The organism is Granulicella sp. L56, assembly GCF_009765835.1.
GTDB lineage: Bacteria > Acidobacteriota > Terriglobia > Terriglobales > Acidobacteriaceae > Edaphobacter.
The window spans coordinates 197,581-209,185 of the sequence record NZ_LMUS01000008.1 but is presented as its reverse complement, the minus strand read 5'-3'; the positions used below and the strand labels follow the sequence as shown (position 1 = coordinate 209,185).

Annotated in this window: 10 protein-coding genes; all 10 read left to right on the top strand. The window is 48.9% G+C overall.

From position 1 onward, the window contains the following. The first annotated feature begins 914 nt into the window (after positions 1-914). On the top strand, positions 915-1,619 hold the full coding sequence (locus tag GSQ81_RS19550) for a response regulator transcription factor (protein WP_158912472.1): 705 nt from the start codon (positions 915-917) through the stop codon (positions 1,617-1,619). 353 nt (positions 1,620-1,972) lie between these two features. Beyond that, positions 1,973-2,569: a transcription termination/antitermination protein NusG gene (locus tag GSQ81_RS19545; protein ID WP_158912471.1), complete on the top strand. Its 597-nt coding sequence runs from the start codon at positions 1,973-1,975 to the stop codon at positions 2,567-2,569. Between the two features lie 49 nt (positions 2,570-2,618). Beyond that, positions 2,619-4,214 (top strand): Wzz/FepE/Etk N-terminal domain-containing protein, encoded by a 1,596-nt coding sequence (locus tag GSQ81_RS19540; protein ID WP_158912470.1) that lies wholly within the window; start codon positions 2,619-2,621, stop codon positions 4,212-4,214. A gap of 54 nt (positions 4,215-4,268) precedes the next feature. Further along, positions 4,269-5,144, top strand: coding sequence for a CpsD/CapB family tyrosine-protein kinase (locus GSQ81_RS19535; protein WP_158912469.1), 876 nt, complete (start codon positions 4,269-4,271; stop codon positions 5,142-5,144). A 106-nt stretch (positions 5,145-5,250) separates the two neighbouring features. Beyond that, complete coding sequence (locus GSQ81_RS19530) at positions 5,251-6,429, top strand: sugar transferase (protein WP_216846514.1); 1,179 nt, start codon at positions 5,251-5,253, stop codon at positions 6,427-6,429. Between the two features lie 78 nt (positions 6,430-6,507). Beyond that, entirely contained in the window at positions 6,508-7,560 is a 1,053-nt protein-coding gene (locus GSQ81_RS19525) for a Gfo/Idh/MocA family protein (RefSeq protein WP_371715354.1), read from the top strand. 5 nt (positions 7,561-7,565) lie between these two features. Then, entirely contained in the window at positions 7,566-8,057 is a 492-nt protein-coding gene (locus tag GSQ81_RS19520) for an acyltransferase (protein ID WP_158912496.1), read from the top strand. Beyond that, positions 8,058-9,260 carry a DegT/DnrJ/EryC1/StrS aminotransferase family protein gene (locus GSQ81_RS19515; RefSeq protein WP_158912467.1) on the top strand — a complete coding sequence of 401 codons (1,203 nt, stop codon included), beginning with the start codon at positions 8,058-8,060 and terminating at the stop codon, positions 9,258-9,260. A 23-nt stretch (positions 9,261-9,283) separates the two neighbouring features. Then, on the top strand, positions 9,284-11,323 hold the full coding sequence (asnB, locus tag GSQ81_RS19510) for an asparagine synthase (glutamine-hydrolyzing) (RefSeq protein ID WP_216846513.1): 2,040 nt from the start codon (positions 9,284-9,286) through the stop codon (positions 11,321-11,323). Continuing rightward, complete coding sequence (locus GSQ81_RS19505; RefSeq protein ID WP_158912466.1) at positions 11,283-11,567, top strand: acyl carrier protein; 285 nt, start codon at positions 11,283-11,285, stop codon at positions 11,565-11,567. Before asnB ends, GSQ81_RS19505 begins: the two co-directional genes overlap by 41 nt. Positions 11,568-11,605: the final 38 nt, after the last annotated feature.

Sequence of the window (11,605 nt, the reverse complement as noted above, 5' to 3'; positions counted from 1 at the left end):
CACCGAAGGTGAGGCTGGAGGGAGCGACCGTCAGGGTCGAGGTGAGTGCGGTGGTTCCCGTTCCGGTGAGATCTGTTCGAGCAGGCCCGGATCCGCATCCTATGACAGCCATGGATAGCAGACAGGCAATAGTAAGAAGGGAAGCAGTAAGTTCTGCGCAATTTTTTGCACCGAACCATCGTGTCGGATCGCTTATCGAAAGATCGTTAGCTCTTGAAGAACTGCATCGAAGAGTGATCAAAGGGGCGGCCATATTGAGAAGATCGAAACACACCTAAATAATCTACTCCTAATTTAAATACCAATTGGCTTATTCCAATAGAATCTTCAGATCCATATTGGCAAGCGAGTATGTCCAATATTTCTGCAAAGCTAACCAGGGCTCTATGGCTAAACTCCTTATGGGGCAAGGGAAAACAAGCTAGTGTGTCTAATATCGAATAGATAAGGACTTAGGGGAATCTCGATGCATCCCCTCTTGAGCTGTTGGCCTAGTTCTGAACTATTCTGTTTTCACACCTAGAGCTGCAAAGGAGACAGATCAACCTATCATTGTGAAGCCAGGATACTCACGTTAGACACAGCTATTCAGAAGTTGTCCTTGCATCAAATTGCATGTGCTCTGAATTCGCAAGTTACCATAGTCTTTGATGGTAATCTGCACATCTCTAGATCCTGCGAAATAGGATGACTTATTGCTACGGTTTTTATTGACAATATGAATGGGTAGCGTAAACTTCTCCTGCCATGAGCCATTAACTCATTTTTAAAACTTAAGGCCTTTGACCTCAACAGTAAAATCGGATGTCGACGTTTGAGCACAGTTCCAAGTAACGGGCCAGCTTCCGTCAATATGGTTTGAGTACTGCTTCTTTCTTGATCGAATTTCGAATTGTTGTAGAGCTTCTCTGCCTGTGAGTGACGTGACCAATATACGTGTAGCAATTTTTGAAGCAACTCAAATGTCCTGCGACCTGATGTCGAGAGTCTTAACTGAACCCTCGCATCATATTGAGGTCGTATGGACCGGAGTCAGCTCGGAACTTCGGGACGATACTTTTCTCCAGAATGCAAATGTCGCGCTGATCAGTCCTACCCTTAGAGAAGGGAATCTGAGCGGTTTCACGCTTTTGCACCGGCTGTCGAAATCCCACCGCGATCTAAACTGCATCTTGCTGCTGGACCAGGATAATCGGGATCTTGTAATCGAAGCTTTCCGATCAGGCGCCGTTGGAGTTTGTCAGCGCGACCAGCCATACGAGCAATTGCTGAAATGTATTACTTGTGTCCACGACGGCCAGGTGTGGGCGAGCAGCCAGCAAATGCGATATGTCCTTGAAGCCTTGTCAGGCGGACTACCGGCCATGATGTTCGACAATCAGGGGCAAGGCCTCCTTTCCAAGCGGGAGGAGGAGATCGTCTCCAAAGTCGCTGAAGGGTTGAAAAATCGTGAAATTGGCGAGCTGCTCTATGTCAGCGAACACACTGTAAAGAATCATCTCTTTCGCATTTTTGGCCGACTTGGGATATCGAGCCGAGCTGAACTGATTCTTTACGCATACGGCCATAAATTATCTGTAGATAGCAAAACCGGGACCGACTACTACAGAAAGCGGTGAAGTACATCTACCAGAGCATGGAATCTGTTCGTGCCGGGATGCTCCTTCCTCTAAGTGGTCAGTTTTCCAAAGAGTAGTCATTATGTCCTAACGAATTTTGTAACCTTCTACCTATTGAACATGCAAGGCGAATTGATCTAATATCCGTTTCGAAGCAGCAGTTGTAATATTCGTTGACTTGGATGTTCGGGCCCTCCCTCCCCTTCTTTATGTAGCCATGAACAGTTGGCGCATACTGGGTCTTTTTCTTTAAAGTGACTTTTGCATAGTGGCCCAATGTGGGTCACCAACGCGAAGCGCGGCCTAACGGCACAAAAGACCAAAGATATATCTAGAAGGAAAGTGAGAGGGCAATGGGAACTCACATTGAATGTTTGTCGGCAAGCCTTTCGACTGCCGCTCCCGTGGACGATCGGCGCTGGTATGTTGCCTACACCTACCCCCGCCATGAGAAGTCGGTGGCAGACCAACTCACGCACAAGTCTGTCGAAAGCTTTCTACCAACCATCACTACGATTAGCCGATGGAGAGATCGCCGCGTCAAGATCGAGCAGCCGCTGTTTCCCGGATATATCTTCGCCCGTATTTCGACTAGAGAGAAACTGAAGGTTGTATCCGTGCCGAGTGTGATTCGCATGTTGTCATTCAATGAGGTTCCCATGCCAGTCGACGACGCGGATATCGATGCCCTGATGCTGTGCGTCAGCCGCGGTGGTGCATTGCAACCTCATCATTTTACCGCTATCGGGGAACGTGTCAGGGTAAGAGAGGGAATGTTTGAGGGACTAGAAGGATTTGTGGTTCGCCACCACGAAGGTTGCAGTTTGGTTGTTACCGTTTCCTTGATCCAACAATCGGTATCCTTGGAGATAGAGGAGTCGCTTCTGGAATGCGTTCCTTCTCTGGCCCATACTTCATTGTCTTCATCGCGAGTTGCTCGTCTGCAATGAATTTGCCACCCGGTGTTATTCATCTCCTTGAACGAGGCCTTTTAGAACAATGAGTAGTCTGCAACAACGCACGCCAGCCCCTACGCCATCGAAAAGTCGCCTGGCAATCAGGCTAATCGAAAGACGGTGGATGATCGGGGCTTGCCTGACTCTCGGTTGGGGTGCTGGTATTGTTGCGGCCCATAGCGTTCCTCACAAATATCGCTCAGAGACCGTTATTTTGATAGAGCAGCAAAAAGTCCCTAATTACCTGGTAGAGCCGAATATCTCCGCGGATATTCAGCAGCAAAGGCTGCAGAGTATCCGAGAACAAATGTTAAGCAGAACAGGGCTGCTTGCGCTTATCCAGAAATTTCATCTTTACGGCAACGAAGCGGACTACCGCGACCCGGATGGCTTGGCCGAAAGGATGCGCAAGGACATCAAGATTGAGCTGATTGAAGAGGCAGGCAAGAGAGAACTGGCAGCATTTCAAGTTTCTTATTCTGCGTCAGATCCAACCACTGCTAAAGAGGTGACTAATGAACTTGCCACACAATTCATTAGCGAGACCATTCAAGACCGCAAGCGACTTTCTGAGGACACAACATCTTTTCTAGAGAGTCAATTAGAGGAAGCGCGGCAGAGCCTGGCAACGCAGGAGGAAAAACTTAGAGAGTTCAGGACTCAGTCTTCAGGAGAATTGCCTGAACAGATCCAGAGCAATCTCCAGATCCTCGCGGGCTTACAAAATCAGCTACAGGACGCCAACGACGCTCTAAGTCACACACAACAACATGATATCTATCTTAGGTCGCTATATCGTCAATATCAGGCTACCGGAACGCCTACTGCCTCCGGCATAAGCCCTGCACAAGCCTTGGACGCTCAGGTGAATACACTGAAGGCACAGCTCGTTGAGCTTGAGGCCCGCTACACGGACAGTTATCCTGAGATCATTGCAGTAAAGCAGCAAATTGCCAAACTTGAGGCACAACAGGCGAAAGTTGCATCTCTGCGGCCTTCAACTCCGGCTACGCCTACTCCAGGTAGTGGAAGTGTCTCGCCTAGAGCAGTCCCGGACAGCCCACTTATGATTCAGATTAATAGTGAGCTATCAGCGGATGCTCTTCAGTCCGCAAGTGAAAAAGAAAAACTTCATAGTATCGAAAAGCAGATCGGAGTATACCAATCCCGCCTCAATGCAGCTCCGGACAATGAACAGAAGGCTGCGGCCGTAAATCGCGACTATGATCAATCGCGAACTTATTACGAGTCCTTGCTGAATAAAAAACTGCAGTCTGAGATGGCGACCGAACTTGAAGGGCATACAGAAGGTGAGCAATTTCGAGTGATCGATCCCGCAAATCTCCCCATCAAACCATACTGGCCCAACGAGGTAGTGTTTTCATCTGCCGGCCTGGCTGGTGGTCTGGCAATTGGATTGGCAATAGCACTTCTATTGGGTGCGTTGAATCCTTATATCTATGAAGCGTCAGAGTTGTCTGAGTGCATTGGGAGCGGATACATTCTTCCCCTGCCGAGTATGGCCACTCCGCGAGAACTCGCTCAGATGCGCCGACGTAAAGTTCTGGAAGTCACTATAGCCATAATTCTAGCTATAACTATCCCCGCTATTACACTGCTCAGGTATTACAAATCCTAAATTTGACCGGTGGGTATCCAATTTTTTTAACCGCTCGAATAGAATCCCAAATAGATGATTCAAGACTCAATCTTCAATTCGATCCATAGTACGGATGTAAAGGAACGCACCATCAATGGTTGTGATGCTGTTTGTAGGCCAAGAGCTACAGACTATCTCACGGACAAGGTAACGGCATGTGCCGAGTTCAAGGTTCCGGCTGAACCCACAGATCGCCTCGTGGCAAAGAATGAACCAGAGTGCCTCGGTGCAGAACTTCTACGAACTCTAGCTTCTCGGCTGAGCCAGGCGCAAGCGCGTCATCCCCTTAAGAAGCTACTTGTTACAAGCGCAGTTCAAGGAGAAGGAAAGACATTAATCTCGGCAAATCTTTCGATAACTCTAGCTATGTACAGCAAGAGGGTTTTGCTTATCGACGGCGATCTTCGCAGTTCCGGTATGAGCCGTTGGTTCGATGTAGTGGATAACTCATCTATGCAAACGTGGTGCGACCAAGGTATCTATCGCGCGCCGCTTCTTCGGAAGGCTGAAGGGCTTCCACTATGGGTATTTCCAGCCGGCATACCAGTCGAGGTGCCAGGTAGCATTTTGCAGTCACCTGAGTTTGCGGCGAAGCTAGATGAGCTCGAAGATAATTTCGACTGGGTCATCATTGATTCTCCTCCGCTCGTACCGTTCGCTGACGCAGGGATCCTCGCAGCGCTTGCAGATGCAGTACTGCTGGTTACGCGAAGGGGCGTCACGTCAAAGCCAATGCTGGAGGAAGCACTCGGTGCCCTCGATAGGCAAAAGATCATCGTCACAATTCTAAACAGCGCGAATGTCCAAAGCCAGAAGTGCTACGACAGTTACTATAGCGAACATCAGCGTGTCGTTTCAGATTCTTGGGGTATAAAAAAGACTAAATCTAAGATGTTGAGTCTGAAGTGAGTGGAAATAACAAGAACGACTGTTATTTGTAGTTATTAAACTGCAGTTGTTGGTAAAAAATCGATGCGGCGCTCATTGCTTGCACGGTCTTATTTGAAAAGGCCGGTTGAAACAAAAAGCCGTACGTGCGTTTAGCAATGGACGCCTGGAGGTCGATGTGTCATCAGGGATAAAGGTGAGTTCAATGGCTTTTGCGCCCACTGTATATGGGAAGTCAGCCAGGGATATCACACCGAGCACTGCATTTTTACAAGCTCTGAATCACGAGCATAAGAGGGCGGAACGATCCGGCAGGCCATTTGTACTGGTTCTGATCAGCGGCGATTGCTTTCAGAATGAAGGCCATTTGAATCTGGCACCAAGCGTCGCTATGTCTGTATCCTCTTGTAAAAGAGAGACGGATTCGATTGGATGGTACGAACAAGATCTTACGCTTGGTGTTCTGCTAACTGAAATCGGCCATGTGGACAACGCCAAAGTTGAACTGCTTATACAGAAGATCTCTTCTGCGGTTCAGCAGGCAGTTTCCCCGCAAGAATTTCGCAGGCTTGAGCTAGCGATCCATGTTCTCCCCCATCGTTCAGCGGACAGCGGACACGCGGATGATGCGGGAGAAGTTATCTATCGAGATCTCTATCAAAAGCCATGGACAAAACGCCATTCAGATGTGCTAAAGCGGACGGTTGATATTGCAGGAAGCTGCTTATTTCTTCTGCTGCTCATCCCAGTCTTCGCTACTATTGCACTGCTAGTTAAAATTACGTCCAGCGGGCCGGTATTTTTTTGCCATAAACGAGTTGGACAGTATGGAAGATTATTCAATTTCTATAAGTTTCGCTCAATGCGCATCAATAATGATCAGACGATACATCGCAACTACGTCAAGGAATTAATCAATGGAAGTAAGCAGGCACAGCAACCGAATGGCTTCTATAAGCTGATGGTTGACCCGAGGATAACACCTCTAGGTCGAATACTCAGAAGGACAAGCTTGGATGAATTGCCCCAATTTGTTAATGTGCTGCTAGGTGAAATGTCGCTTGTTGGACCTCGGCCGCCGCTGCCTTACGAGTTCGATTGCTACCGCGCATGGCACAAGCGGCGCGTAATGGAGATCAAACCTGGGCTAACCGGGCTGTGGCAGGTCCATGGCCGTTCCCGAACTACATTCGATGAAATGGTACGGATGGATCTTCGGTATGCGAGGTCACAATCGTTGTGGCTGGATCTGAAGATCATTCTGCAAACGCCAGCCGCGATGTTTCTTGGGCGCGGGGCAAACTAAGCCTGGCAGGAAGCGCTTGCGTAAAAGCCGTCCTGTAGGGATCGCAAGCATCTACTGTTGGTTGCAGGGGCTTGCTCCATGGGAGTTTACCTGTCCTACGAACCTGTTGTGAGAAGCCGAGGTAAGGGCATGTTGAAGATTGGAGTCATTGGATACGGGTATTGGGGAACTAATATTGTAAGAAATTTTCATCGATGCGCCGGATCCCGAGTTGAGATGGTCTGCGATACAAGACCAAAGATGCTGGAGCGTCTAGCTCAGTCCTACCCTGATATAAAGACCTCGACCGATTGCATGGATGCTATTTATTCCACCGATATAGATGCAATTGCCGTGGTTACACCAGTATGGACTCATTACGAACTTGCAAAGAAGGCGCTAATGAACGGGAAGCACGTATTTGTAGAGAAGCCCTTTACGTGCAATGTGGCGCAAGCAGACGAATTGATCGAATTAGCTGAGGCCATGCATCTTGAGATCATGGTTGACCACACGTTTCTTTACACAGGGGCTGTGCGGAAGATTCGCCAATTCATTGATAACGGGACACTGGGAAAGCTCTACTACTATGATTCGACGCGAGTCAATCTTGGGTTATTCCAACATGACATTAATGTGTTATGGGATTTGGCCCCACACGATTTATCCATTATGGATTATCTGATTGACGGCAAGCCGGAGGCGATCTCGGCAACTGGTCAAAAACATTTGAATGGGCATGAAGACGTTGCGTACCTGACCGTATATTTCTCTAATAAGGTAATCGCTCATATCAACGTAAACTGGCTGTCGCCCGTCAAGATCCGCACTACGCTTATCGGTGGAGAAAATAAAATGCTGGTGTGGAATGACCTTGAAGTAGACGAAAAGATCAGAGTGTATGACAAAGGAGTCCACATTCAGAATAGCAGCGCCGTTTACGACCTTCTTGTCAGCTATCGCTCTGGAGATATGTGGGCGCCACAGGTGGACCGAACTGAGGCGCTTGATGAGGAGATTGCACACTTTGTAGATTGTGTCTGCAATGGAAAGAGGCCGCAGACAGACGGTCACTCAGGACGACGGGTCATTCAGATGTTAGAGGCAGCCAGCCGGTCCCTGCTGAACCGTGGAGAGGCGGTATATCTTTGAACGACATGCTTCGTATATCTCCTGACGTAAAGTTGGGCAAAGATGTTAAGCTCGCCGCGTTTATCAATCTTTATGGATGCGAAATCGGCGATGGTACAAAGATTGGTACGTTTGTCGAAGTGCAGAAGAGTAGCAGAATTGGAAATCGTTGCAAGATTTCAAGCCATACGTTCATTTGTGAAGGGGTAACGATCGAAGACAATGTCTTCATTGGTCATGGGGTGACTTTTATCAATGACAGACGACCTCGCGCCACGAACTCACGCGGTGAACTCATGACCGAACAGGATTGGGTGTTGGAAAGAACACAGGTAAAAAAAGGCGCCTCGGTCGGCTCAGGAGCGACCATTCTTAGCCGGGTCACGATAGGAGAAAACGCTATTGTTGGTGCTGGAAGTGTGGTGACACATGATGTTCCAGCCAATAGTATCGTGATGGGTAATCCTGCAAAAGTGCATAGTTACATCGAGATGAAGGAAGAAAGAGTGGAGGCTTAGGTGTCGACAGATAATATCCCACTTCTAGATTTAGTGACCCAGCATCGTGGTCTTGAGAGTGAGTTACTGGCCACGTTTAAAGATATAGTACAGTCCGCGATGTTTGTGGGCGGTCATGCTGTAGAACGGTTTGAACGCGAATACGCACAGTTTTGTGGAACTGGCTACTGTACAGGAGTGGCTAGTGGAACTGATGCTCTTCTATTCGCTTTGATTGCTGCAGGCGTGAAGCCTGGCGATACTGTTGTCACAGTCCCCAACACCTTTATTGCCACGACCGAGGCGATCCTGCAGACAGGTGCTGAACCGGCATTTGTTGACGTGGATAATTGCACTTACACAATGAGCCCGGAACATCTCCGGGAGTACATTGAGACTCAGTGTGAGGTGGACAGGCAGGGGCAACTTCGAGTTCGAATAAGTGGAAGACCCGTGACAGCTGTCGTTCCGGTACATCTCTATGGCCAGGTTGCAGACATGGATCCGATACTTGATTTAGCCGAGCGTTACGGGCTATTTGTTATTGAGGATGCATGTCAAGCTCATGGTGCCGAGTACTTTTCAAAAAAGCTCGGCGGGTGGAAAAAGGCGGGATCTCTCGGTCATGCTGGAGCGTTCAGTTTCTATCCCGGGAAAAATCTAGGGGCCTGCGGGGAAGCGGGTGCGATCACGACAGACGATGACAGAATCGCAGCCTTGTGCAGCATGCTCCGCGATCATGGGCAGGCCAAAAAATATTATCATGAGATCGACGGGTATAACGGCAGGCTCGATGCTCTTCAAGCGGCTTTCTTAACTGTGAAACTTGGCCATTTAGCAAGATGGAACGACAAAAGACGTCAGATCGCCGCACGTTACGATACGTCATTGAGCGATACTCAAGCAGACATTATTTTGCCTTACCAAGCGCCTTACTCGCGTTCTGCCCATCACCTTTATGTCGTGCGCAGTCCAGATAGAGATAGTTTGAGATCTAGCTTGAACGCAGTTGGCATAGGCACTGGTATTCACTACCCTATTCCTCTTCACTTACAAGAAGTTTACCGGGGAAGAGAATGGGCTGGTGGGCACTATGCCGTCACCGAGCAGATCGCATCTGAAATTATTTCTTTGCCCATGTTTCCTGAACTTACCTGCGAGCAGCAGGACAGAGTGGTGGAGCGCGTGCTCCACCATGTCAGCGTGGCTTTGCAACTGCTATAGATTTATAGAGCCGCGGGAAGTGCATGATTTGCTATGCTCTTCTTCCATTCTTGGTGCCATCATCTACTATGTGCGGTATTGCCGGAATCCTCAATAACGATGGACGTCCAGCCGATCAGTTCACTCTGAGACGGATGATAAAAGCTATTGGTTATCGTGGCCCAGATGACTCCGATATTTATATCGAAGGCGAGTTGGGTTTGGGACATTGCCGCCTCAGTATTATCGATCTTGCAGGTGGACATCAACCGATGCGATCTCCTGAGAAGGATCTCGCCATCACATTCAATGGCGAAATCTTCAACTTTATTGAACTCCGCGAGAGCCTGGAAAAGCAGGGCCACAAATTTCTGACACGGTCGGATACAGAAGTCATCCTGCATTTATATCGGCAGTATGGCGTTGACTGCGTCAAACACATGAATGGCCAGTGGGCATTTGCAATTTGGGATAAATCGCGGAAGCGACTATTTCTTTCGCGTGATCGGTTGGGTGTCCGCCCGTTGTATTACACATGGATCGGGAAAGATATCGTCTTCGGATCAGAAGCGAAGGTACTTCTTGCTCACCCGGATGTGAGAGCGGCGCTTGATTACGGTGCGCTGCAGCAGGTTTTTACATACTGGTTTGCGTTGGCGCCAAGCACAATGTTTAAGGGCATCGTGCAACTCATGCCTGGGCATTCTCTGGTCGTTGAGAACGGTGAGGCGACTCTGCTACGGCACTGGGCGCTGGAATTCGGAGACGATGACCCTGGCGCTGAGAAATCGGATAGGCAAGAAGCATCGTTGGTTGAGGAACTCAGTGCATTGTTGATGGATGCAACTCGCATACGATTACGGGCAGATGTCCCGGTTGGGGCTTATCTAAGCGGCGGGTTGGATTCGTCGATTACATCTAACTTGGCGCGGCAATGCATTGGGTCCTCACTCCATACGTTTTCGATCGCTTTTGATGAGTCGGACCTGGATGAAAGCAAGTACCAGAGGGAAGTTGCAGAGGCGCTGGGAACGAAGCATGAGGTAGTACGGTGCTCGCCAAGTGAAATTGGTGCAGCGTTTGCTGATGTTGTATGGCATATGGAGACGCCCGTTCTTCGTACGGCGCCTGCACCGATGTTTATGCTGTCCAGGTTTGTGCACGACAAGGGCTTCAAAGTAGTGTTGACGGGCGAAGGAGCAGACGAATTCTGGGGAGGGTATGACATCTTCAAAGAAGCAAAAGTCCGAGCTTATATTGCAGCACAACCGAATTCTAAACGCAGGCCACTGTTACTGAAAAAACTTTATCCTTATATGGAGGGGCTACAAAAGCAATCGCCTGCGTGTCTTCAGACATTCTTCCATGCTGGCCGTGGACAGACAGACCACACGCTGTTTTCACACATTCCACGATGGGAACTCACACAGCGATGCCAACTGCTTTTCTCCGAAGAGGTTCGCTCGGCCAACAAGAAGAACAACCTTTGGTCGCCGGTAACGAGTGCTTTGCCAGGAAAGTTTGATTCTTGGAGCTCATTTCGGCGAGCTCAGTATTTGGAAGCCGCATTTCTACTTCCCGATTACTTACTGTCTTCTCAGGGCGACAGAGTAGCAATGGCGCATTCGCTCGAAGGGAGGTATCCCTTCCTCGACTATCGGCTGGTCGAGCTTTCGACTCGCGTTCCAAGCCGTCTCAAGATGAAAGGATTAAACGAAAAGTACCTGCTAAAGCGTGCCTTCGCAAAACAGATACCCAAGTCGGTTATAGATAGGCCTAAGCAGCCATATCGTGCACCTCAATCAAGCAGTTTCTTTAATTCAGTTTCAGGGAAGCCCCATAATGATTACATAGCGGAAATAATATCTCCTGAGCGCATTCGCGACTTTGGCATCTTCAACGCCGCGTCCGTTCAAAAACTAGTAGACAAGGCCAAGGCTGGGCGTGCAGTTTCTTTTCTGGACAACGCCGCCCTAGTTGGCATTATTTCTACCCAATCCCTGGTAGATCAATTCACTATCAACTTCGAGGAGAGGCTCTTGCATGAATCCTATCGAGAAAGACCTGCGGCAGTTTGTAATTGAGACATTTCTTTTTGGTAACGACGATAGCGAGCTTACAAACCATGATTCCTTCATCGACAAAGGCTTGATCGATTCGATGGGGATACTTAACCTTGTGTCCCATGTGGAAAGCACGTATGGAATTCAAGTCGCCGATTCGGAACTGGTTCCTGAGATATGGGATTCGGTGAGCAGCATTGCCGACTTTATCGCGTCCAAAGAGGCGACTGAGGTAGCTCACGCCGATGCGGCGTACGCCCGTTGAAGCTGCTAACTTCGCCGGCCGCCCTTCTAGCAGATTTG

Excerpts from the sequence above, each read along its gene's own strand:
- GSQ81_RS19525 (WP_371715354.1), top strand. The coding sequence starts at position 6,508 with ATGGGAGTTTACCTGTCCTACGAACCTGTTGTGAGAAGCCGAGGTAAG.
- GSQ81_RS19540 (WP_158912470.1), top strand. The coding sequence starts at position 2,619 with ATGAGTAGTCTGCAACAACGCACGCCAGCCCCTACGCCATCGAAAAGT.
- GSQ81_RS19545 (WP_158912471.1), top strand. The coding sequence starts at position 1,973 with ATGGGAACTCACATTGAATGTTTGTCGGCAAGCCTTTCGACTGCCGCT.
- GSQ81_RS19535 (WP_158912469.1), top strand. The coding sequence starts at position 4,269 with ATGATTCAAGACTCAATCTTCAATTCGATCCATAGTACGGATGTAAAG.
- GSQ81_RS19520 (WP_158912496.1), top strand. The coding sequence starts at position 7,566 with ATGCTTCGTATATCTCCTGACGTAAAGTTGGGCAAAGATGTTAAGCTC.
- GSQ81_RS19505 (WP_158912466.1), top strand. The coding sequence starts at position 11,283 with ATGAATCCTATCGAGAAAGACCTGCGGCAGTTTGTAATTGAGACATTT.
- asnB (WP_216846513.1), top strand. The coding sequence starts at position 9,284 with ATGATTTGCTATGCTCTTCTTCCATTCTTGGTGCCATCATCTACTATG.